The 21250-nt window shown below is 72.3% G+C and carries 21 protein-coding genes; 14 read left to right on the forward strand and 7 right to left on the reverse strand.

Going from position 1 to position 21250, the window contains the following annotated elements:
• Positions 1 to 25: 25 nt before the first annotated feature.
• A complete protein-coding gene (locus LRP67_RS12525) occupies positions 26 to 679 on the reverse strand; it encodes an HAD family hydrolase (protein WP_231270502.1) in 654 nt (217 codons plus the stop codon).
• Between the two features lie 104 nt (positions 680 to 783).
• On the opposite strand from LRP67_RS12525, the gene LRP67_RS12530 reads away from it, so the two are divergent.
• Positions 784 to 1152: a hypothetical protein gene (locus LRP67_RS12530; RefSeq protein ID WP_231270503.1), complete on the forward strand. Its 369-nt coding sequence runs from the start codon at positions 784 to 786 to the stop codon at positions 1150 to 1152.
• Positions 1153 to 1154: 2 nt separating this feature from the next.
• Here LRP67_RS12530 and LRP67_RS12535 read toward each other — a convergent pair whose 3' ends face one another.
• The gene (locus LRP67_RS12535) at positions 1155 to 2150 is read right to left on the reverse strand and encodes a glycosyl hydrolase family 18 protein (RefSeq protein ID WP_231270504.1); all 996 of its coding nucleotides are present in this window, start codon (positions 2148 to 2150) and stop codon (positions 1155 to 1157) included.
• Between the two features lie 53 nt (positions 2151 to 2203).
• On the opposite strand from LRP67_RS12535, the gene LRP67_RS12540 reads away from it, so the two are divergent.
• The 7 genes from LRP67_RS12540 to LRP67_RS12570 all read left to right on the forward strand — a co-directional run bounded on the left by LRP67_RS12540 (position 2204) and on the right by LRP67_RS12570 (position 9650).
• The gene (locus LRP67_RS12540) at positions 2204 to 2626 is read left to right on the forward strand and encodes an NUDIX domain-containing protein (RefSeq protein ID WP_231243713.1); all 423 of its coding nucleotides are present in this window, start codon (positions 2204 to 2206) and stop codon (positions 2624 to 2626) included.
• The gene (locus LRP67_RS12545; RefSeq protein WP_231270505.1) at positions 2623 to 3564 is read left to right on the forward strand and encodes an SMP-30/gluconolactonase/LRE family protein; all 942 of its coding nucleotides are present in this window, start codon (positions 2623 to 2625) and stop codon (positions 3562 to 3564) included. The genes LRP67_RS12540 and LRP67_RS12545 overlap by 4 nt, the downstream gene beginning before the upstream one ends.
• 30 nt (positions 3565 to 3594) lie before the next feature.
• Positions 3595 to 5499 (forward strand): 1-deoxy-D-xylulose-5-phosphate synthase, encoded by a 1905-nt coding sequence (dxs, locus tag LRP67_RS12550; RefSeq protein ID WP_231270506.1) that lies wholly within the window; start codon positions 3595 to 3597, stop codon positions 5497 to 5499.
• Positions 5480 to 6874 (forward strand): hypothetical protein, encoded by a 1395-nt coding sequence (locus LRP67_RS12555; RefSeq protein WP_231270507.1) that lies wholly within the window; start codon positions 5480 to 5482, stop codon positions 6872 to 6874. The genes dxs and LRP67_RS12555 overlap by 20 nt, the downstream gene beginning before the upstream one ends.
• Positions 6875 to 6952: 78 nt before the next feature.
• Entirely contained in the window at positions 6953 to 7903 is a 951-nt protein-coding gene (locus LRP67_RS12560) for a PAC2 family protein (protein ID WP_231270508.1), read from the forward strand.
• Entirely contained in the window at positions 7903 to 8778 is an 876-nt protein-coding gene (locus LRP67_RS12565; protein WP_231270509.1) for an acyl-CoA thioesterase II, read from the forward strand. Before LRP67_RS12560 ends, LRP67_RS12565 begins: the two co-directional genes overlap by 1 nt.
• On the forward strand, positions 8775 to 9650 hold the full coding sequence (locus LRP67_RS12570; protein ID WP_231270510.1) for an acyl-CoA thioesterase II: 876 nt from the start codon (positions 8775 to 8777) through the stop codon (positions 9648 to 9650). Before LRP67_RS12565 ends, LRP67_RS12570 begins: the two co-directional genes overlap by 4 nt.
• A 16-nt stretch (positions 9651 to 9666) precedes the next feature.
• On the opposite strand, the gene LRP67_RS12575 is transcribed toward LRP67_RS12570, so the two are convergent.
• Both LRP67_RS12575 and LRP67_RS12580 read right to left on the reverse strand, forming a co-directional pair.
• Positions 9667 to 10515 carry a MaoC family dehydratase gene (locus LRP67_RS12575; protein ID WP_231270511.1) on the reverse strand — a complete coding sequence of 283 codons (849 nt, stop codon included), beginning with the start codon at positions 10513 to 10515 and terminating at the stop codon, positions 9667 to 9669.
• Position 10516: 1 nt separating this feature from the next.
• Entirely contained in the window at positions 10517 to 11851 is a 1335-nt protein-coding gene (locus LRP67_RS12580; RefSeq protein ID WP_231270512.1) for a 3-oxoacyl-ACP reductase, read from the reverse strand.
• A 130-nt stretch (positions 11852 to 11981) separates the two neighbouring features.
• Here LRP67_RS12580 and LRP67_RS12585 point away from each other — a divergent pair, with 130 nt between their 5' ends.
• Positions 11982 to 13265, forward strand: a complete 1284-nt coding sequence (locus tag LRP67_RS12585) for an acetyl-CoA C-acetyltransferase (RefSeq protein ID WP_231270513.1) — start codon at positions 11982 to 11984, stop codon at positions 13263 to 13265.
• Between the two features lie 73 nt (positions 13266 to 13338).
• On the opposite strand, the gene LRP67_RS12590 is transcribed toward LRP67_RS12585, so the two are convergent.
• From LRP67_RS12590 to LRP67_RS12600, 3 genes are all read right to left on the reverse strand, one after another.
• Entirely contained in the window at positions 13339 to 14028 is a 690-nt protein-coding gene (locus LRP67_RS12590; protein ID WP_231270514.1) for a TetR/AcrR family transcriptional regulator, read from the reverse strand.
• 76 nt (positions 14029 to 14104) lie between these two features.
• Positions 14105 to 15409, reverse strand: a complete 1305-nt coding sequence (locus tag LRP67_RS12595) for an HNH endonuclease signature motif containing protein (protein ID WP_231270515.1) — start codon at positions 15407 to 15409, stop codon at positions 14105 to 14107.
• Between the two features lie 100 nt (positions 15410 to 15509).
• Positions 15510 to 17024 (reverse strand): ATP-dependent DNA ligase, encoded by a 1515-nt coding sequence (locus tag LRP67_RS12600; RefSeq protein ID WP_231270516.1) that lies wholly within the window; start codon positions 17022 to 17024, stop codon positions 15510 to 15512.
• A gap of 75 nt (positions 17025 to 17099) precedes the next feature.
• Here LRP67_RS12600 and LRP67_RS12605 point away from each other — a divergent pair, with 75 nt between their 5' ends.
• From LRP67_RS12605 to LRP67_RS12625, 5 genes are read left to right on the forward strand one after another with little or no spacing between them, the layout of a single operon-like run.
• Positions 17100 to 17678: a TetR/AcrR family transcriptional regulator gene (locus LRP67_RS12605; protein WP_231270517.1), complete on the forward strand. Its 579-nt coding sequence runs from the start codon at positions 17100 to 17102 to the stop codon at positions 17676 to 17678.
• On the forward strand, positions 17675 to 18904 hold the full coding sequence (locus tag LRP67_RS12610) for a cytochrome P450 (protein ID WP_231270518.1): 1230 nt from the start codon (positions 17675 to 17677) through the stop codon (positions 18902 to 18904). Before LRP67_RS12605 ends, LRP67_RS12610 begins: the two co-directional genes overlap by 4 nt.
• Positions 18901 to 19680 carry an SDR family oxidoreductase gene (locus tag LRP67_RS12615; RefSeq protein ID WP_231270519.1) on the forward strand — a complete coding sequence of 260 codons (780 nt, stop codon included), beginning with the start codon at positions 18901 to 18903 and terminating at the stop codon, positions 19678 to 19680. Before LRP67_RS12610 ends, LRP67_RS12615 begins: the two co-directional genes overlap by 4 nt.
• Positions 19677 to 21041: a cytochrome P450 gene (locus LRP67_RS12620; protein WP_231270520.1), complete on the forward strand. Its 1365-nt coding sequence runs from the start codon at positions 19677 to 19679 to the stop codon at positions 21039 to 21041. Before LRP67_RS12615 ends, LRP67_RS12620 begins: the two co-directional genes overlap by 4 nt.
• Positions 21042 to 21051: 10 nt before the next feature.
• Positions 21052 to 21249 carry a ferredoxin gene (locus tag LRP67_RS12625; protein WP_231270521.1) on the forward strand — a complete coding sequence of 66 codons (198 nt, stop codon included), beginning with the start codon at positions 21052 to 21054 and terminating at the stop codon, positions 21247 to 21249.
• Position 21250: the final 1 nt, after the last annotated feature.

A 21250-nucleotide genomic window follows, 5' to 3' on the forward strand; every position in this document is an offset into this window, starting at 1 on the left:
TGCCGCCCCGGTCCGCTCGCCGTCGTCAGGGGGCTGTCGGGCGCGCCTCGACGCCGTGCTCGGCGAGCAGGTCCACGAGGACCCCGGGTCCCTGCGTGTGCTCCCAGTGCACCGCCTCGAGACCGGCGGCTCGGGCGCCCTCGACGTTGGCGAGGCCGTCGTCGACGACGAGGATGGCGGAGGGGTGTGCTCCGATCCGGCGGGCGGCCTCGATGAAGAAGGCCGGGTCGGGCTTGGTGAGCCCCAGGTCGTAGGAGTAGCAGCTGACGTCGAAGAGGTCGTCGTAGCCCAGCACGGTGCGCATGTGCTCTGCGCGGCGTCGCTCCTGGTTGGTCCCGAGGTGGACGCCGTAGCCGTGGCGACGCAGCGCCCGGATGATCGCGAAGGTCTCCTCGATCCGGTCGATGCGCTGCCAGACGGCGCGGTGGACGACCTCGACCGGCTCGGAGACTCCGTGGTCGGCCAGGGCGGCCGCCAGCAGGGGCAGGAAGTCGCCGTGGCCGGACAGCGTGGGCCGCTCGTCGCGCCACGCCGCGTGCAGGAACTCCCGGGCCCGGTCGCCGAGGAACGGCTCCATGGCGGCGTACCAGCCGCCGGGCAGCACCTGGATGACGCCGTCGGCGTCGAAGAGCACGTGCCGGACCGCCTGGACGCGGACCGAGGGAGCGCTGGTTGGCATGAGGAGATCCTGGACCAGGCGCGACGCCCTTGTCCGCACTTGTCCGCTCGATCTGGCGTCGGACCGCCAGCAGGGTCGAACATGTGTTCGACTATCCTGAGGGCATGGCACTCGTCGCACCACCCGGATGGCCGCGCGGGGTCCGCCCGCCGGACGCCCCTGACTGGGAGCGCACGGCCGCCGACTGGCTGCTCGACCAGTGCCCGCCCGACTACCGCCGCTACGCCGGGCTGCGCCGACACGTCGTGGTGCTGGCGCGCTTCGCGGTGCTGCACGTCGAGGCCAGCCAGGCCGCCTGCCGGCGCGGGATGAGCGAGGCACGGGCCGATCTGCGCGAGGTGGCCACCGATGCGGTCGTCGAGGCCGCGGTCCAGACCTTCCAGCTCGAGGAGGCCCGGCTGCTCCGGCTGCGCCGGGAGATCGGGCTGGTCGAGGAGGCCCTGCGCGGGCGGCGCTACGTCGCGCGGCTGTAGCCCTACGGCAGCGGGTCGGCCGAGCCGAGGCGCCACAGGGCGAGGCCGTGCAGGCCGAGGTCGTCGGCCAGCCGGGCGCGCACGCGCCAGGAGCGGCGGTCGGACCACCACAGGACGGTGCCGTTGGACAGCCGCGCCGACCACTCGCCGTACGCCGGGTGCCACACGGCGCGGGTGCCGTCGCGGCGAACCAGGGTGCGGGCGCCGGCGACGGTGACCGTGCGGCCGGTGCCGCGGCGCGGCCAGGTGTAGCCGTAGCCGGCGACGCCGAGGTCGAGCTGAGCCGCGGGCACGGCCTGACGCGCGGCGCGGACCGCCTGGCGCTGCCAGCGCAGCGGGCCGACCGGTCCGGGGCCGGACCAGGTGGGGCCGTGGAAGTCGTAGGCCATCAGCACGATCACGTCGGCCGCGTCGGCGAGGGCGGAGAGCCGGTAACCGTGCGCCCGGTACGCCGCCAGGCTGGTCGAGGCGCTCACGTCGATCGAGACGCTCTTCTCCTCGGGCATCAGCGCCTGGAGTCGCTGCACCAGCCGGACCAGCCCGCCGCCGCGGTGGCGCGGCACCAGCTCCAGGTCGACGTTGACGCCGTCCCAGCCCTGCGCGGCCACGAAGCCGGCGAGGCGCCGCGCCACCCGCTCGATGTTGGCGCGGCTGCCGAGCAGCCGGCTCACCGCGCGGCGGTCGAAGTCGCCGAGCCGGTTGCTGTAGTTGCTGATGATCAGCTCGCCGCGCAGCCCGCGGCGCTCGGCGGTGCCCGCGAGACGGCGGGTGCCGGCGTCCGGGCGCAGCACGCGCCGTCCGTCGGCGGTGATGCTGACCCCGGCCACCGTCAGGGTGGTGAGCGCGTGCGCCTCGCGGCCGACGAGCCGGTCGCTGGCGCTGCCCAGCGCGAAGCCGGTGACGGCGGGCTCGTCGGCTGCGGAGGCCGTGGGCAGCGCGGTGGTGAGCAGTGCGGCTGTGAGCGCTGCGGCCAACGGAAGCGAGCGATGCCGAGTCATGGGTCCACCTTGTCATCCCGGTGGCAGGGTGATCCGGCACTACGGTGGGCGCCGTGCACCGCTTCTCGAGCATCGTCCTGGTAGATCGTCGCGGTCGAGTCCTGCTGCAGGAGCGCGACTCCCGTCCCCGATACGACCCCGACCGCTGGGGCTATCCCGGCGGCGCGGTGGAGCCGGGGGAGGACTACGAGCAGGCGGCGTACCGCGAGCTGGAGGAGGAGACCGGCGTGCGCCTGGCACCGGGCACGCTGGAGCTGGTGGGGGAGTTCCATTTCTGGAGCGAGCCCTGCGGGGAGACCGACGAGTTCTGCCTCTACGCCGCCGGGACCGACCTCACCGAGGTGGCGTGCCACGAGGGCCGGCAGATGGTCTTCGTCGACCCGGCGGTCGCGCTCGACCTGGACCTGACGGCGTCGGCGCGCCACACGCTGAGTGACTTCCTCGCCTCCGCCATGTACGAGAGGGTGGCGCCATGACCTCGACCTTCACCGTCATCCCCGTCCCCGGCCACGGAGCGGAGGACGTCGTGGTCGCCACGAGCGGACCCGACGAGGGGGCGGTGTTCACCGGCACCGAGGACGGCGCGATCCTCCGGGTCAGCCCCGACGGGCAGAAGGTCGAACGCGTCGCCCACACCGGCGGCCGCCCGCTCGGCATTGAGCTCGACCTCGACGGCCGGCTCGTGGTCTGCGACGCCCGCCGTGGCCTGCTGCGGGTCGATCCGGCCAGCGGGGCGGTCGAGACGGTCACCGACAGCGTGGGTGGCACCCCGATGAGGTTCTGCAACAACGCCGCGGTGGCCTCGGACGGCACGGTGTGGTTCAGCGACTCCTCGACGCGCTACGGCATCGAGCGCTGGAAGGACGACTTCCTCCAGAACACCCGCACGGGGCGGCTGCTGAGGCTGAACACCGACGGCACCGTCGAGGTGGTGCTCGACGGGCTGGCCTTCGCCAACGGCGTGGCGCTGTCGGCCGCGGAGGACTTCGTCTGCGTCGCCGAGTCCGGGGCGCGCACCGTCGTACGCCGCTGGCTCACCGGCAACCGCGCCGGCATGCGCGACCTGCTCTGCTCGGGGCTGCCGGGCTACCCCGACAACATCGCCCGGGGCAGCGACGGGCTGATCTGGGTCACGATCGGCAGCCCGGTCGACCCGCTCGTCGAGCGGCTCCAGACCGGACCCATGGCCTTGCGCAAGGTGGTGACCAGGATCCCGGAGCGGCTGCAGCCCAAGCCGAAGCAGACCGTGCGCGTGCAGGCCTACGACGACGCAGGCAAGCTGGTGCACGACCTCGACGTGACACCGGGCGAGCACGGGGCGTCGTACCACATGGTCACGGGCGTGCGAGAGCACGACGGCCGGGTCTGGATGGGCAGTCTGCACGAGCCGGCCATCGCCGTGCTGGATCGTTGATCGCGGACCGTGACCCGTAAACTCGCGGCCATGGGTGTCCTGGATTCGATCGCCGGACCGCGCGACCTGCGGGGTCTCTCCGACGACGAGCTGACGGCGCTGGCCGCGGAGATCCGGGACCGGCTCGTCCAGGCCTGCTCGCGGGTGGGTGGGCACCTCGGCCCCAACCTCGGTGTCGTCGAGCTGACGCTGGCGATCCACCGAGTATTCGACTCCCCGCGCGACCGGGTGGTCTTCGACACCGGCCATCAGTCCTACGTGCACAAGATGCTCACCGGGCGCGCCGACGCGTTCACCGGGCTGCGCACGGAGGGCGGGCTCAGCGGCTATCCCAGCCAGGCCGAGTCCGAGCACGACCTTGTCGAGAACTCCCACGCCTCGACCGCGCTCAGCTATGCAGACGGCATCGCCAAGGCCTACGCGATCCGCGGCGAGGACCGGCACACGGTGGCCGTGATCGGCGACGGCGCACTGACCGGCGGCATGGCCTGGGAGGCGCTCAACAACATCGCGATCGCCAAGGACTCGCGCCTGGTGATCGTGGTCAACGACAACGGCCGGTCCTACACGCCCACCATCGGTGGTCTCGCCACAGCGCTCACCGCGCTGCGCACGAACCCCCGCTACGAGCACGTGCTCGATGTGGTCAAGCGCCGGCTCAACGCCGTCAAGGGCGTCGGCCCGGCGACGTACGACGCGCTGCACGCGGTCAAGAAGGGCCTGAAGGACGCGCTCGCCCCGCAGGGCCTGTTCGAGGACCTGGGCCTGAAGTACGTCGGGCCCGTCGACGGACACGACCTGGCCGCGATGGAGCAGGCGCTGGCGCAGGCCAAGCGGTTCAACGGCCCCGTCATCGTGCACGCGATCACCCGCAAGGGCTTCGGCTACGACGCCGCGGAGCGCCACGAGGCCGACCAGTTCCACTCGCCGCAGCCCTTCGACATCGAGACCGGCGAGGAGAAGGTGCGCGGCCGGATCTGGACCGACGTCTTCGCCGACGAGATCGTGCGGATCGGCGAGCGTCGCCCCGACGTCGTGGCCATGACCGCCGCGATGATGCACCCGGTGGGTCTCGACGACTTCCAGCGGCGCTTCCCCGAGCGCACCATCGACGTCGGCATCGCCGAGCAGCACGCCGCGACCTCGGCCGCCGGGCTCGCCATCGGGGGGCTGCACCCCGTCGTCGCGATCTACGCCACGTTCCTCAACCGCGCCTTCGACCAGGTGCTCATGGACATCGCGCTGCACCGCTGCGGGGTGACCTTCGTGCTCGACCGGGCGGGGGTCACCGGCGACGACGGAGCCAGCCACAACGGCATGTGGGACATGTCGTTCCTCCAGGTCGTGCCCGGCCTGCGCCTGGCCGCGCCGCGCGACGCGACCCGGCTGCGCGAGCTGCTCAACGAGGCCGTCGAGGTCGACGATGCCCCGACCGTGGTGCGCTTCCCGAAGGGCCCGCCGCCGCTCGACATCCCCACGCACAGCAAGGCGGGCGGCGCCGACGTGCTGGTGCGCACCGGTCCGCTCGACGTCCTGGTGGTGGGCGTGGGCTCGATGGCGTCGGTCGCCGTCGAGGTCGCCGAGCGCCTGGACGCCCAGGGAATCGGCGTGACCGTGGTCGACCCGCGCTGGGTCAAGCCCGTCGACCCCGCGATCGTCGAGCTCGCCCGCCAGCACCGGCTCGTGGTCAGCGTCGAGGACAACGGCCGCGTCGGCGGCTGCGGGGCGGCGCTGCTGCAGACGCTCAACGACGCCGGGGTGACCACGCCGTTCCGGCTGCACGGGATCCCTCAGGAGTTCCTGGGCCACGCCAAGCGCGCCGCGATCCTGGAGCGGATCGGCCTCACCCCGCAGGCGATCGCCCTCGGCGTCGTCGAGGACATGACGGCCCTCGCCGAGGGTCGAGTGGTCGTCGATGCCGACCACGTCGGCTGAGCCACCGGGGGAGTCCCGCTCCCTGAGCCGGGCCGTCCTCGTGGCGGCCTGCTGCCTGGCACTCGCCGGCTGTACGTCGCCGAGGGCCGACGACCCGCCTCCGCGGCCGTCGCCGAGCGAGGCCGCCGACTCGGCGCTTCCCCCCACGGCACCCGTGCCGCCGGACCTGCTCGCGGCGTTCCGCCGGGTGCTGGACCGACGGGCCTCGGCGCTGCTGGCCCACGACCTCGACGCGTTCCGGTCCGGGGTGGCCGCGCGCGGGGCCTTCCGCGGCGAGCAGGAGACCTACTTCGCGAACCTGGCGCAGCTCCCGCTGGCGACTGTGTCCTACGAGATCGACCCCGGCAGCCTGCTGCGGCGCGGCGACCACTACTGGGTCGCGGTGGACGTGTCGCTCCAGCTGGCCGGGTACGACGCCGTGCCGGTGGCCTCCGTCGACCGCTACCGCTTCTCGCCGTCGCCGCGGCATCCCTCCCGCTTCGTCCTCAGCTCCGTCAGCGACGCCGCGTGGGAGGAGCGTCAGGAGGTCCGGCCGCAGCCGTGGGACCTCGGCCCGGTCGTGGTCCGGCAGGGGAGAGGGGTGCTGGGCGTGTTCGACGAGGGCAGCGTGGAGGCAGCCGACCCCCTGATCCGCTCGGTGGAGCGCGGGGTCGCCGACGTGGGCGCGCGGGTGCCCGAGGCCTGGGACGGGGCCGTGGTCGTCTACGCGCTCTCGGATCGGACCTTCCTGGCGACCCTCGACGACGTGCCCGGTGGGGACCCGGAGGTGCTGGACGCGCTGACCTTCCCGGTCGCCGCGGGTCGCGACGACGCGACGGTGGCCTCGACCCGGTTCGTGCTCAGCCCGGAGATGGTGGCGCGCGCGGGCCCGCAGCGCGACCGGCTGGTGCGCCACGAGCTCACCCACGTGGCGCTCGGGAAACGCGACGACGACGCGCCGCTCTGGCTCAGCGAGGGGATCGCCGAGTACGTCTCGGTGCAGTCGCTCGCGCCCGAGGACCGGCGCCTCGAGCGCGCGGCGCTAGAGGCGGCCGAGGCCGGTGTCGACGCCCTGCCCGCGGACGGCACCTTCAACGACGACGGCTCCGCGGCCCACTACGGGCTGTCGTGGTGGGCGTGCGAGTACGTCGCCCGCACCTACGGGGAGCCGATGCTGTGGTCGCTGCTCGACCAGATCCCGACGGGTGGCGAGCAGCAGGAGCGGCTCGAGATGGTCCTCGGGCTGCGGCCCCGACAGCTCGCCCGGCGCAGCGCGCTGCTGATGATCCGCACGTTCGACCCCGGGTTCCTGCAGCCGGAGCCGAGCGCGACCGCGTCGCCGAGCGGCACACCCTCCGCGGTCCCCACGACCGAGCCGAGCGCCCCGGGCGGCTGACCGGGCCACGGTGTGCTGCGGATCACCCCGACGCCGGACCGACGTACGACGTGAGGCGGGTGGGCATATCGTTCCCCCGTGACCTCCGAACCCCGGCTCGTGCACATCGTCGACGACGTCCCCGAGCTCGAGGACGCCTCCGCGCTGACCATGGTCGTGGTGCTGGACGGCTTCCTCGACGCGGGCAGCTCGGCGGCGATCGCCAGCCGGTTCCTCGTGCAGCTCACCGAGGGCCGCGACGGGCGCGACGCCGGTCCCGTGGTCGCCACCTTCGACGTGGACCAGTTCCACGACTACCGCGCCCGGCGCCCGGCGATGTCGTTCATCCGCGACCACTACGAGGCCTACGACGCGCCGCGGCTGGTCGTGCGGCTCCTGCACGACTCCGGGGACACCCCCTATCTCCTGTTGCAGGGTCCCGAGCCGGACAACCGCTGGGAGGCGTTCTCGCGCGCCGTGCGCGAGGTCGTGGAGCGCTTCGGCGTGACCCGGGTCGTGAGCCTCGGCTCGGTGCCCATGGCGGTGCCGCACACCCGGCCGGTGGCGATCACCCACCACGGCAACAACCCCGACCTGCTGACCGGGGAGAGCCCGTGGCGCGGCGAGCTGCGGATCCCCAGCAGTGCTCAGTCGCTGCTCGAGGTGCGCCTGGGCGAGTGGGGCCACGACGCGCTCGGCTACGTCGCGCACATCCCGCACTACCTGGCGCAGCTGGACTACCCGCGCGCGTCCCTGGCCCTGCTCGAGCACCTCGAGCTCGGCGGGCGGCTCACGCTTGACCTGACCGACGTACGCACCGAGGCGGAGGCGCGCGAGGAGGAGATCGCCCATTACCTTGCCGCGAACGAGGAGGTCGCGGACGTAGTGGAGGCACTGGAGCGTCAGTACGACGCGTTCGAGCGGGCCGAGGAGTCCGGGAGCAGCCTGCTGGCCGAGAACCAGCCGCTGCCGACGGGTGACGAGATCGGACAGCAGTTCGAGCAGTTCCTGGCGGGCCTCGAGGGGCCGGACGAAGAGCAGGGCAGCTAATGCCGCGCAACGCCGAGGAGCTCGTGCAGCTCCTCGACCTCGAGCGCCTCGACGACAACCTGTTCCGTGGCCGGCAGATGCCCTCCTCGCTGCCGCGGGTCTTCGGGGGGCAGGCCGCCGCGCAGGCAGTGGTCGCGGCCACCCGCACGGTCGACCCGGCGTACGCCGTGCACTCGCTACACTCCTACTTCCTGCAGCCGGGCGACACACAGGCGCCCACGATCTTCGATGTCGAGAACCTGCGCGACGGCCGGTCCTTCGCCACGCGGCGGGTGCTGGCCCGCCAGCACGGGCGGCCCATCTACGCGCTGACGGCGAACTTCCAGATCCCCGAGGACGGCTACGACCACGCCGAGCCGATGCCCGCAGTCGTGCCGCCCGAGGAGGCCATCGACGTGCGGGCCGCGCAACGCGAGCGGGACCCGGGCCGGGACACGACTCACGACAGCGAGTGGGACGTCGCGGACTTCCGCTACGTCGGCAGCTCGGCCAACGGGCTGCCGTCGGACGACGAGCGCCCAGGACGCCAGCAGCTCTGGCTGCGCGTCTCCTCGGCGCTCCCCGAGGACCCGTTCTGGCACGTGGCTGCGTTCACCTACCTCTCCGACATGACCCTGATGGGCGCTGCGCTGGCGCCGCACGGCGTGCGGATGGGGGACCCGGACGTCCTCATCGCTTCGTTGGACCACTCGGTGTGGTTCCATCGCCCGTTCCGCGCCGACCAGTGGTGGCTCTACGACCAGGCCTCGCCCTCGGCGGCCGGTGGTCGTGGGCTGGTGCTCGCGAAGGTCTACGCGCACGACGGCACCCTCGCGGCGAGCGTGGCCCAGGAGGCGCTGCTGCGCCGCCGTACCCGCGCCGGAGCGGGCTCATGACGACGGACGCCGCCGGCCAGGCCGCCTCCGACGAGCTCGTCGGCCTGCTCGACCTGGAGCCGCTCGACGTGGACCTGTTTCGCGGTGCCCAGCCGGACTCCGAGCGCGCCCGCGTCTACGGCGGCCAGGTCGCGGCGCAGGCGATGATCGCGGGCACGCGGACCGTGGACGCGGCTTACCAGCCGCACTCGCTGCACTCGTACTTCCTGCTCCCGGGCGACTACCAGGTGCCGATCATCTACGACGTGGAGCGGATCCGCGACGGCCGGGCCTTCGCCACCCGGCGCGTCGTGGCGCGCCAGCACGGGCGCCCGATCTACTACCAGACGCTCAACTTCCAGCGCAGCGAGGACGGCTTCGAGCACCAGGACGCGATGCCGTCGGTGGCCGCCCCGGAAGACGGGCTCGACCTGGTCGAGCTGATGCGCGACCGCGGTGGGAAGGATGCCGACGCACTGGGCAAGGAGTGGTCCGCGCTCGAGGTGCGCTACCTCGGCCACACCGGCATGGGGCTGCCGGAGGACCCGCGCCACCCGGCGCAGGCGCGCATGTGGGTCCGGGTCAGGGGCACTCTGGGGGACGACCCGCTGGAGCACCTGGCCGTGTTCACCTACGCCAGCGACGTCAGCCTGCTGGGGGCCGCCCTGGCCGCACACGAGGTCGATCCCGCCAAGACGATGATGGCCTCGCTGGACCACACGCTGTGGTTCCACCGGCCGTTTCGCGCCGACGGGTGGTGGCTCTACGACCAGTGGTCGCCCTCGGCCAGCGGTGGACGCGGCCTGTCGTTCGGCCGGGTGTTCACCCAGGACGGCATCCTGGCGGCCACCGCGGCGCAAGAGGGACTGATCCGGCCGCGACGCCCCCGCTGATCACAACCCCCGCGGATCACAGGGCGGCGGTCGTCGTCCCGGCGAGGTGCGGGGCGCCGGAGCGGGGGTCGCTGAGCGCGAACGCGTAGCCGGCGTCGGTCGGGCGGGAGCCGAACGCGACGGAGCCCGGCAGCAGGATCGGCTTCTTGAAGGCGACGTCGACGCGGACCGCATCGGGCAGCCGGTTCTCCAGCGCGCCGACGCATCGGGCCATGCTCCACATGCCGTGTGCGATCTGCCGGGGGAAGCCGAGCGCCTTGGCGGTCAACGCGTAGAGGTGGATCGGGTTGTGGTCGCCGGAGACGCCGGCGTACCGGCGGCCGAGGTCGCCCTCGAGCCGCCAGACGGTGCCCGTCGGTGCGACCTCGGGGAACGTCGTGCCGCCGGGTGCCTCGGCGTCGCCCCGCCCACGGCGCAGAAACGTCGACGTCTCCTCCCACACCAGCTCCCCGCGGGAGTGGACCTTGGTGACCATGTCGAACACGCGGCCCTTGGCGTGGGCGCGTAGGTGCTCGGCGTGGGCGGTCACCTGCAGCTCCTCGGTGACGCCGATCGGCCGGTGCTGGGTGATCGAGTTCTCCAAGTGCACCGTCCCGATCGCGGGGAACGGGAACGAGGCGTCGGTCATGATCTGCATGTGCAGGCCGAAGGCCAGCAGGTGCGGGTAGGGCAGGGGGACGACGTCCTTGCGGGGGAATCCGCACAGCGCCGCGTAGGCCGCGGCGTGGTCGGCGTCGACCGGGACGTCGTGCCGGGTCAGCGTCAGGTCGGGCAGGTCCCCGCCGCTCTTGCGAATTCCGGGGAGCAGGTTGACCCCGGGCAGGGCGGGCAGCGCCGCCTTGACCAGCACGGGCAGGCCGGGCACGTCAGGCCCCCAGCATCATCTGGCCGCACACGCGAACGACGTTGCCGCTGACCGCGGTGGAGGCCGGGTTGGCGTACCAGGCGACGGTCTCGGCGACGTCGACGGGCAGACCGCCCTGCGACATCGCGTTAAGTCGCTGGCCGACCTCCCGGGTCGCGAACGGCACTGCGGCGGTCATCTGGGTGATGATGAAGCCGGGTGCGACCGCGTTGATCGTGATCCCGTCGGTGAGCTCGTCGGCCAGGGAGTCGACGAGCCCGATGACGCCGGCCTTGGAGGCGGCATAGTTGGTCTGACCGACGTTGCCGGCGATGCCGGCGATGCTCGCGACGCCGATGATGGAGCCGCCCTCGTTCACGATCCCCTGGTCGAGGAGCTCGCGGGTGATCAGCTCCGGTGCGGTCAGGTTGACCGCGATCACCGAGTCCCAGCGGGCGTCGTCCATGTTGGCCAGCTTCTTGTCGCGGGTGATGCCGGCGTTGTGCACGACGACGTCGACTCCGCCGTGCTTCTCCTTGAGGTGGTGGGCGATCCGCTGCGGGGCGTCCTTGCCGGTGATATCGAGGGTCAGCCAGTCGCCGTCCAGCTCCTTCATGAGCGACTGCAGCTCGCTGGCGGCCTGCGGGACGTCGACGCCGACCACGGTGGCGCCGTCACGGTGCAGCACCCGGGCGATCTGCTCGCCGATGCCCCGGCTGGCGCCTGTGACCAGCGCGACCTTGCCGACCAGGGGCTTGGTCCAGTCCTCCACCGTGGGCGCCACGGTCGTCCCGTGGGCGCCGATGCGGACGACCTGGCCGGAGACGTAGGCGGACTTGGGGGAGAGCAGGAAGGCCAAGGTGCTGGTCATCGCACTCTCGGCGCCGTCGGCGACGTAGACGAGCTGCACCGTGCCGCCGCGGCCGATCTCCTTGCCGAGGCTGCGGGTGAAGCCCTCGAGCGCGCGCTGGGCGACGCGCTCGGCGCCGGCGACCGACTCCGGCGGCGTACCGATCACGACGACGCGCGGGCAGGTGTCGAGACTGCGCAGAACGGGGGAGAAGAACTCACGCAGCGCGTGCAGGTCGGCGCTGGAGCTCAGTCCGGTGGCGTCGAAGACCAGCCCCTTGAACCGGGCGCCGTCCTCGGCGGTCTCGGTGGAGGCGATCTCGAGCGAGTCCAGCAGTCCGGGCAGCGACTCGGCGAGGCGACCGCGACCGCCGAGGAGCACCGTGCCGTCCACGAGGGGCGCGCCCTCGGTGTAGCGCTCCAGAGGGGTGGGCGAGGGCAGGCCGAGGTTCTTGACCAGCAGCTTGCCGAGCGGGGACTGGGTGAAGCCCTGGTAACGGTCGCTCATGGTGTGCGAGGTCCTCCGTGCGTCGTGGGTGTGCAGGATCATGTAACTCCAGGTGTAACTCGGAGTCCATCTTTCGTGACCTCCCCCTCATTGCCTTCTCCGTGGGCGCCGCGCACGCGAGGATGGGTCCATGATCGAACGTACCCGTCGCGTCGCCGTGCTCGGCGGCAACCGGATCCCCTTCGCCCGCTCCAACACCGTCTACGCGGGGGTGTCGAACCAGGACATGCTCACCGCCGCGATCGACGGGCTGGTGGCGCGCTACGGCCTCGAGGGTGAGCGCCTGGGTGAGGTCGTGGCCGGTGCCGTGCTCAAGCACGCCCGCGACTTTAACCTGACGCGCGAGTCGGTGCTGGGCTCCAAGCTGTCTCCCGCGACCCCTGCGACCGACATCCAGCAGGCGTGCGGGACCGGCCTGCAGGCGGCGATCCAGGTCGCCAACAAGATCGCTCTCGGCCAGATCGAGGTCGGCATCGCCGGCGGCACCGACACCACCTCGGATGCGCCCGTGGCGATCAGCGACCGGCTGCGCAAGAAGTTGATGAGGGTCAACGCGGCGCGTGACACCAAGTCGCGTCTCGCCGCGCTGGCGGCGATCCGCCCTGGCGACATCGGTCTCGAGATCCCACAGAACGGCGAGCCGCGCACCGGGTTGTCGATGGGCGAGCACGCCGCGCTGACCGCGCTGGAGTGGCAGATCGGGCGCGAGGAGCAGGACGAGCTCGCGGCGGCCTCGCACCAGAACCTCGCCGCGGCGTACGAGGCCGGCTTCCTCGCCGACCAGGTCACGCCTTTTCGCGGCGTGGAGCGCGACAACAACCTGCGCCCCGACTCCACTGCCGAGAAGCTCGGCAAGCTGAGGCCCGTGTTCGGCAAGGGCGAGGCGGCCACGATGACGGCGGGCAACTCCACGCCGCTGACCGACGGCGCCTCCGTGGTGCTGCTGGCCTCCGAGGAGTGGGCCGAGGAACACGGCCTGCCGGTGCTGGCGTATCTCACGGCGTATGAGACGGCTGCGGTCGACTACGTGCATGGCGGCGAGGGCCTGCTCATGGCGCCGGCGTACGCGATGGCGCGGATGCTGCAGCGCGAAGGGCTCGCCCTGCAGGACTTCGACTACTACGAGATTCACGAGGCCTTCGCCTCGCAGGTGCTCTCGACCCTCAAGGCGTGGGAGGACCCGGTGTTCTGCAAGGAGCGCCTCGGCCTGGACGCACCCCTCGGGGCCATCGACCGCGCCAAGCTCAACGTGCACGGCTCCTCGCTGGCCGCCGGACACCCGTTCGCCGCGACCGGCGGACGGATCGTCAACGTCCTCGCAAAGCTGCTTGCCGAGAAGGGCTCGGGCCGCGGGGTGATCTCGGTGTGCGCGGCCGGCGGGCAGGGCGTGACCGCGATCCTCGAGCGTCCCTGACGTTCACCTGACCAGCACCACGACGCCTGGCCCTCTTCGGGGGCAGGGGCGTCGGTGCGTCCGGAGGCCCTCCTCAGCGCCGGACGAGCGCGAGCGCGGTGGCCACCAGATGGTGGCGCACCTGCTCGGGGGAGATCGCGCCCACCGTGGGCACGCCGGGAGAGGCCTCGGCCACGAGGATCCCGACCCGCGCGAGCTGCAGGGCGCCGAGACCGCTGGCGTAGAGCATGTTCGCGAGCAGGGTGGGATCCTCGGTGCTGCTCGAGAACTCCCCTGAGTCGACGCCGTCCTGGATCGCGGTCGAGAGCACGGCCAGGCACGACGAGATCCCACGGCCGAGCCGGAACAGCGCCCCCTCGGAGATCTCCTCGAGCAGTTCGTCGCCCGGTCGGCGCATCAGCGCCTGGGCGCAGTCGATGAACGCCGGGTGGGCGATCCCGTAGTCGACGAACGCCGTCACCAGCCGTTGCAGGGAGTCCGCCGCGTCGTCGCCTTGCTCGGCCGAGTCGGCCAACGCCTCGCGCAACTCGTCGAGGTAGCCGACCAGCGTGAGGGCGAAGAGCTCCTCCTTGCCGGTGAAGTGCCGGTAGACGATCGCGCGATTGATGCCGACGGCGCGCGCGATGTCCTCGATCTGGGCGTCCCCGATGCCTCGCTCGTCGAAGAGCGCCCGGGTGGCGGCGATGATCTCCGCCTCGCGGGCGCGCCGGCGTGCCGCACCTGCGCGGCGGCGACCGTCGCTCTCGGGGGCCCTGGTGCTCATGGGACCAGCGTAGACAGGTGCAACTGAGAGTTGCACACCTGTGACAAGTTCTAGGAGAGCGGCACCGGACCGAAGGTCATTCGCGCCGGGGTCGGTGTCGCAGCCAGCCGCGCTCAAGGCCGAGGCGCGTCGGTGGTCGGAACTCCGGCCGTCCGTCATCGGCGATCCGGACCTCCCACGGCGTCTGGTGGATCGTGCGGTGGTGGTGGCCGCAAAGCAGTACCAGGTTGGACAGGCACGTGGTGCCGCCGTCGGCCCACGGCAGGATGTGGTGGGCGTGGCCCATGACCGGCGGCCGGGTGCACCCCGGGAACGCGCAGTGTCGGTCGCGCTCGACGAGTGCCCGCCCCAGTGCGGCGGTCACAAGCCGGCGAGTGCGCCCGACGTCGAGGACCTCGCCGTGGGTGCCCAGCACCATCGGGACGACCTCGGCATCGCAGGCCATCCTCCGGGCGACCTCGGGGGAGACGTCGAAACCGTCGTCGGTGCGACCGCGCTCGAACAGTTCCCCCCGCAGCGCTTCGAGGCTCATCGTCACCGTGACCCGTGGTCGCGCGCCGTGCGACTCCGGGGGTAAGTCGGTGTCGAGCGCGTGCTGCGCGAGCCTGACGAGTGCGTCCCACATGCGGACGCCGAAGTCCCGGGGGTCGGGGAGCTCCTGGCAGGTCTCGGGATCGACCTGCGGCACGGGTGCCGTGAGCGGCAGCAGGGCCGCGCGCAGGATGGTGCCGTCCTCGACCGACCCGCGGCCCTTGACGGTGATGCCACCGGCCCCGTCGTCGGTGACGGTGAGGAACCGGCGCTGATGCGCCACCCGGTCCTCGCGCGCCAGCTGTGCCTCCACAGTCCGCGCGGTCCGGTCGGGGTCGACGGCCTCGATGACGTCGCGTCCCTGCCGAGCGAGCTCGGTGGCCGTGATCCGGGTCGCCTCGTCCAACAGCTCGCGTTCGACGGTGTCGCGCAGCCTGTCGTCGCCGGGCAGCCGGTCGACCGCGTTGAGCACGACGTCGGCCTGCTCCGGGCTCACCGTGCCCGACACGAGTGATTCCAGGGTCGCGGGCCGGTTGCTGACCAGCTCGGTGGCGTGGTCGACGGTCTGCTTCCCCTGTCCGCGGCGTACACCGGCGAGGTGGGTGTACCAGTCGGCCGTCGACCCCCAGCCCAGCCTCTCCTTGGCGAGGCCGCGGGCGTCGATCTCGGCCAGGAGCTGTGCCTCGAGAGCGCGCTGCGTGGCGCGTATCCCCTGGAGGCTCTCCATCATCGACACGAGAACGACGTCGGGCTCGCCGGCCCAGTCGTGGCGGCTCAGCGTGTGGAGGCCTGCAGCCGCCTCCGAGACCAGGTCGTCGGGGGTGGGCAGGGGGAGCGCCGAGATCGCCATGTCCGCCAGCGAACCACCCGGCACCGCCGCTCGCGAGCCACACCCTCGGACCTGTGGAGAGCGAGCACCTCCGATCCGCCTGTGGACGCTTTCTGGCCGCTCAGCGCCCGAACAGGTCCCGTACGGTCGCGACGGTGTCGGCTTCCCCGGCTGTCTTGTCTTCGCGGTAGCGGACCACGCGCGCGAACCTCAGCGCCATGCCCGCCGGGTAGCGCGGCGACTGCTGGACCCCGTCGAGCGCGATCTCGACCACCTGCTCGGGCCGGACGAAGACCACGTGGCCCTCGCGGTGCGTCTCCAGCGCGAGGAACCGCTCGGTCTGCCAGGCGAGGACCTCGTCGGTCATGCCCTTGAACGTCTTGCCCAGCATCACGAACCCGCCCTCGGCGGTGTCGTCGCGCGCGCCGAGGTGGATGTTGGACAGCCATCCCCGACGGCGCCCCGAGCCCCACTCGACGGCCAGCACCACGAGGTCTAGCGTGTGCACCGGCTTGACTTTGATCCACGATGCTCCGCGCCGGCCTGCGTCGTATGGCGCCGCCGGGTCCTTGACCACGACGCCCTCGTGGCCGGCGTCCAGCACGCGGGCCACGAAGGCGGACGCCTCCTCGGGATCGGCTGTCACGATCCGCTCGGCGAGGTGCCTCGGGGGGACCAGGCGCTCCAGCGCGATCACCCGCTCGGTCAGGGGGGCCTCCAGCAGGTCGACGCCGTCGAGGTGCAGCAGGTCGAAGAAGTACGGCGTGACGTGCACCCCGCTCGCCTGGGCTGTGCGCGACGCGGTCTCCTGGAACGGTCGGGGCCGCCCCTCCTCGTCCAGCGCCAGCGCCTCGCCGTCCAGCACGAACGACTCCGCCGGGAGCGACCGGGCGACCTCCACGACCTCGGGCAGGCGCGCCGTGATGTCCTCGAGGCTGCGGGTCGCGATGCGCACCGCATCGCCGGCGCGGTGCACCTGGATCCGGATCCCGTCGAGCTTGGTGTCGATCGACACCGGGCCGCCTCGGCCGGCCTTCGTCATGGCCGCCGCCACCGTCGGCGCCGACGACGCGAGCATCGGCAGCACCGGTCGCAGCACGTTCAGACCCACCCGGGCCAGTGCCGCTTCGCCGCCGGTGAAGGCGAGTCGCGCCACTGCCACTGTCGAGCCGGACAGCATCGCAGCCCGCCGTACGGCGCTCAGGTGCACGCCCGTGGCGGCTGCGACCGCCTCCTGCACCAGCGCGTCCAGCGCCCCCTGGCGGACCTCCCCGGTCACGACGCCCCGCAGCCACGCCTGCTCCTCGGCTGTCGCCCGCCCGAACAGGTCGGCCACGGCGGTGGAGCGCGCCGCCTGGGACCCCGCGCCCGCCAGTCCGGCCAGGGCGGCGAACGCCGCGTCCACCTCGCGCACGTCCAGCGAGGGCGAGTCGGCGGGGGGCGGCAGCGAGGTCAGCCCGCGCCAGCCCAGGCCGGTGCGGCGCTGGAGCAGCGTCCCGCCCAGGTAGGCGGTCACGATCTCCAGCTCGTCGACGTCCGCGCGCGCCAGCAGCTCGGCGATGGCGGCGACCTTGGCCTTGCGCGAGCGGGTCGCCGCGACCGCACCCGAGGTCGTCACAAGGTCATGGAGCAGCACCAGGCCAGTCTGGCCGATCGCGCCGACACCCCACGACCCTTGCGCCTGAATGAGAACACGTTCTAGATTGGACAGGTGTCCAGTCAGGTGTCGAGCCCGCCGCGAGCTGGTCTCAACGCGCGGCAGGCCCAGACGGTCTCGCGGTTGCTGGCCGCCGCCGACCAGGAGCTGGGCGAGGTCGGGGCCGACGCGCTCACCGTCCGCTCGGTCGCGCTGCGCGCCGGGGTCTCGTCGGCTACGGCCTACACCTACCTCGCCTCGCGCAACCACCTCTTCGCCGAGCTCTTCCTTCGGCACCTGCACAGCGACCGCCCTCCGGCGCCCGCGGGACCGGACCCGGTCGCCCGCGTCCAGGCGTGCACCCGCCACCTCGCGCGCTCGCTGGCCGCATCCCCCGAGCTCGCGGCCGGCGTCACCGCGGCCCTGCTCGGCAGCGACCCCGACGTCGCCAGGCTCCGCCTGCGCATCGGTGCCGAGTACGTCGAGCGGTTCCGCGAGGCGCTCGGCGAGGGCGCCGCCCCGGCGGTCGTGGAGACACTCGCGCTGGCGTTCTCCGGCGCGCTCCTGCAGGCCGGCATGGGCCTGATGACCTACACCGAGATGGGCGAGCGGCTCGACCTCGTCGTCGCCACCATCCTGCGGGGCCACACGTGAGCGGCCTGGGCTTCGACCCCTTCGACTACGGCTTCCAGGAAGACCCGTACCCGGTCTACGCCCGCTGCCGTACCGAGGACCCGCTCCACCACAACGAGGAGCACGACTTCTGGGTCCTCACCCGCCACGCCGACGTGCAGCAGGCCTTCCGCACCGAGGGCGTCTACTCCAACGCCATGGGCGTCTCCCTCGAGCCCAGCGCCTGGGGCCCGCACGCCCACAAGGTGATGTCCTTCCTCGGCATGGACCCGCCTCGCCAGCAGCGGCTGCGCTCGCTGGTCTCCAAGGGCTTCACCCCGCGCCGCGTCATGGCCCTCGAGCCGCGCATCCAGGAGCTGACCGACCGCTACCTCGACCGCTGCCTGGAGCGCGCCCAGGACGGGCAGGGCTTCGACTGGATCACGGACTTCGCCGGCAGGCTCCCGATGGACGTCATCTCCGAGATGATGGGGGTGCCGGAGGTCGACCGCGACGAGGTACGCCGCCTCGCCGACCTCGTGGTCCACCGCGAGGACGGCGTCCATGACGTCCCGCAGGCCGGCATGGAGGCCAGCCTCGAGCTCGTCGGCTACTACGCCGACATGGTCGCGCAGCGCAGGCGGCAGCCGACCGAGGACCTGACCAGCGCGCTGCTGGCGGTGCGCCAGGAGAATGAGCGGAGCGACGGCGACCGGCTCAGCGACGACGAGATCATCGCGTTCCTCTTCCTCATGGTCGTGGCGGGCAACGAGACGACCACCAAGCTCCTCGGCCACGCGCTCTTCCACCTCGCGCGCCGCCCCGACCAGCTGGACCGGGTCTTCGCCGACCCCGACCCCGGGCTCGTCGGAGCGTGGATCGAGGAGACGCTGCGCTTCGACACCTCCAGCCAGCTGCTCGCGCGCCACCTGCTCCAGGACGTCGCGCTGCACGGCAAGGTCGCCCCCAAGGGCGCCAAGCTGGTGCTGGCGATCGGATCGGCCAACCGCGACGAGCGGGTCTTCGACCGCCCGGACGACTACGACCTCGACCGGCCCCAGGACGAGCTCGCCCAGCTCGTCAGCTTCGGAGGTGGCCGCCATTTCTGTCTGGGCGCCAACCTCGCTCGCCTGGAGGCCCAGGTCGCGCTGCGGTCCCTGGTCCGGCGAGTCAGACGGCTCGAGGTCTCCCACGACGACTGCGTGCGGGTGCACTCCGTCAGCGTGCGCGGGTTCGCCTCCGTCCCGGTGCGCATGGAGGTCCGATGAGCAGGTACGACCAGCCCGCACGCCGCCCCGCCGTCGTCACCGGCGCCTCGTCGGGCATCGGCGCGGCCACGGCGCTGGTGCTCGCGGCGGCAGGGCACCCGGTCGCCCTCGGGGCCCGGCGCACCACCCTCTGCGAGGACCTGGCCGACCGGATCCGCGCTGACGGGGGAGAGGCCAGCGTGCATGACCTCGACCTCACCGACGCCGACTCGGTCACCGGCTTCGCGAAGGCCGTCACCGCCGACCTCGGCGACATCGAGGTCGTCGTCAGCAACGCCGGCGCCGTCGCGCCCGGCACCACCCACGAAGTCGACACGGATCGCTTCGCCCGCGAGCTCGACCTCACCATCGTGGGCGCGCACCGGCTGGTCCGCGCACTCGTCCCCGGCATGGTCGAGCGCCGCCGCGGGGATCTCGTCTTCGTCTCCTCCGACGTGGCCGTGCGGCCGCGCCCGTTCATGTCGTCGTACGCCGCCGGCAAGTGGGGCCTGGAGGGCATGGCGCAGGCGATGCAGATGGAGCTCGAGGGCACCGGCGTGCGCGCCAGCATCGTGCGACCCGGGCCCACCTGGAGCGGCATGGGCACCGACTGGGCCGACGACGAGGCGGCGTTCGTGATCGACCAGTGGGTCCGCTTCGGCCTCGCCCGCCACGGCCACTTCCTGAAGCCCGCCGCCGTCGCGGAGGCGATCGCCACGGTCGTCGGAGCGCCCCGCGGCGTCCACCTGAACCTCATCGAGGTCTCGCCCGAGGCCCCCCTGGAGGACCACCCATGAGCCCGGCGAGCGAACAGGGCGTCACCGAGGTCTCCTACGCCGTGCCCGACGACGACGGGTTCGGCCACCTCGCCGAGATGCGGGTCGACCCGATTGGGCTCTTCCAGCGGGTGCGCGACGAGTGCGGCGACATCGGGCGGTTCCGGTTGGCCGATCGCGACGTCGTGCTCGTCAGCGGCGCACAGGCCAACGAGCAGTTCTTCCGTGCCCCCGACTCCACGCTGGACCAGGCGGCGGCGTACCCGTTCATGACCCCGATCTTCGGCAAGGGCGTGGTCTTCGACGCCTCGCCCGAGGAGCGCCAGCAGATGCTGAAGAACCAGGCATTGCGCGGCGACATGATGCGCGGTCACGCCGCGACCATCGAGGCCGAGATCACCAGGATGGTCGGGCAGTGGGGCGATGAGGGCGAGATCGACCTGCTGGACTTCTTCGCCGAGCTGACGATCTACACGACCAGCAGCTGCCTGATCGGCAAGCCGTTCCGCGACGAGCTCGACGCCACCTTCGCCCGCCTCTACCACGACCTCGAGAAGGGCACCGACGCGCTGGCGTACGTCGACCCGTACCTCGACATCGAGTCCTTCCGCACCCGCGACGCCGCCCGGCTCGAGCTGGTCGCGCTGGTGCAGGCCATCCTCGACAAGCGGGTGGCGCGCGGAAAGGTGCCGAGGGAGGAGCGCGACCTGCTGGACGTGCTCATCTCGGTGGAGATGACAGCCGACTACATCACCGGCATCTTCATCTCGATGATGTTCGCCGGGCACCACACCAGCTCCGGCACCGCCGCCTGGGCGCTGATCGAGCTGATGCGCCACCCCGAGGCGATGAGGGACGTCGTCGCCGAGCTCGACGAGCTGTACGGCGACCCCGACGGCACGGGCGCCGTCGAGATCTCCTTCCAGGCGCTGCGGTCGATCCCCCGGCTGGAGGCGGCGCTGAAGGAGACCCTGCGGCTGCACCCGCCGCTGATCATCCTGCTGCGCGTCGTGCAGGAGGAGATCGAGCTGGCCGGCCACACCATCGCCCCCGGCACGATGGTGGCGGCCTCGCCCAAGGTCTCCAACCGGATCCCCGAGGACTTCCCGGAGCCGGACTCCTTCGACCCGGGCCGCTACCTCGACCCGCGCCAGGAGGACCTGGTCAACCGCTGGACCTGGATCCCGTTCGGTGCCGGCAAGCACCGCTGTGTGGGCTCGGCGTTCGCGATGATGCAGCTCAAGGCGATCTTCTCGGTGCTCCTGCGCGACTACGAGTTCGAGATGACCCAGCCGCCTGAGTCGTACGCCGACGACGTGTCCAAGATGGTGATCCAGCTCCAGCAGCCGTGCCGGGTCCGCTACCGAAGGCGCTCGTCGTGAGGGCCGCGAGATGAGGGTGATCGCCGACCTCGACCTGTGCCAGGGCCATCAGATGTGCCAGGGCGAGGCGCCCGCCGTCTTCGGCTTCGACGCAGGCGGTGACGTGGTGGTCGTGCTCCAGGAGCACCCCGACGAGTCCCTGCGCCCGCAGGTGCGGGCGGCCGTGCAGTTCTGCCCTGCCATGGCGCTCGCCATGGCCGACACGTGAG

It is taken from the genome of Nocardioides sp. cx-169 (assembly GCF_021083605.1).
Taxonomy (GTDB): Bacteria; Actinomycetota; Actinomycetes; order Propionibacteriales; family Nocardioidaceae; genus Nocardioides.

Excerpts from the sequence above, each read along its gene's own strand:
- LRP67_RS12555 (WP_231270507.1), top strand. The coding sequence starts at position 5,480 with ATGCCGACCACGTCGGCTGAGCCACCGGGGGAGTCCCGCTCCCTGAGC.
- LRP67_RS12570 (WP_231270510.1), top strand. The coding sequence starts at position 8,775 with ATGACGACGGACGCCGCCGGCCAGGCCGCCTCCGACGAGCTCGTCGGC.
- LRP67_RS12580 (WP_231270512.1), bottom strand. The coding sequence starts at position 11,851 with ATGAGCGACCGTTACCAGGGCTTCACCCAGTCCCCGCTCGGCAAGCTG.
- LRP67_RS12620 (WP_231270520.1), top strand. The coding sequence starts at position 19,677 with ATGAGCCCGGCGAGCGAACAGGGCGTCACCGAGGTCTCCTACGCCGTG.
- LRP67_RS12530 (WP_231270503.1), top strand. The coding sequence starts at position 784 with ATGGCACTCGTCGCACCACCCGGATGGCCGCGCGGGGTCCGCCCGCCG.
- LRP67_RS12525 (WP_231270502.1), bottom strand. The coding sequence starts at position 679 with ATGCCAACCAGCGCTCCCTCGGTCCGCGTCCAGGCGGTCCGGCACGTG.
- LRP67_RS12590 (WP_231270514.1), bottom strand. The coding sequence starts at position 14,028 with ATGAGCACCAGGGCCCCCGAGAGCGACGGTCGCCGCCGCGCAGGTGCG.
- LRP67_RS12595 (WP_231270515.1), bottom strand. The coding sequence starts at position 15,409 with ATGGCGATCTCGGCGCTCCCCCTGCCCACCCCCGACGACCTGGTCTCG.
- LRP67_RS12545 (WP_231270505.1), top strand. The coding sequence starts at position 2,623 with ATGACCTCGACCTTCACCGTCATCCCCGTCCCCGGCCACGGAGCGGAG.
- LRP67_RS12615 (WP_231270519.1), top strand. The coding sequence starts at position 18,901 with ATGAGCAGGTACGACCAGCCCGCACGCCGCCCCGCCGTCGTCACCGGC.
- dxs (WP_231270506.1), top strand. The coding sequence starts at position 3,595 with ATGGGTGTCCTGGATTCGATCGCCGGACCGCGCGACCTGCGGGGTCTC.
- LRP67_RS12535 (WP_231270504.1), bottom strand. The coding sequence starts at position 2,150 with ATGACTCGGCATCGCTCGCTTCCGTTGGCCGCAGCGCTCACAGCCGCA.
- LRP67_RS12585 (WP_231270513.1), top strand. The coding sequence starts at position 11,982 with ATGATCGAACGTACCCGTCGCGTCGCCGTGCTCGGCGGCAACCGGATC.
- LRP67_RS12565 (WP_231270509.1), top strand. The coding sequence starts at position 7,903 with ATGCCGCGCAACGCCGAGGAGCTCGTGCAGCTCCTCGACCTCGAGCGC.
- LRP67_RS12625 (WP_231270521.1), top strand. The coding sequence starts at position 21,052 with ATGAGGGTGATCGCCGACCTCGACCTGTGCCAGGGCCATCAGATGTGC.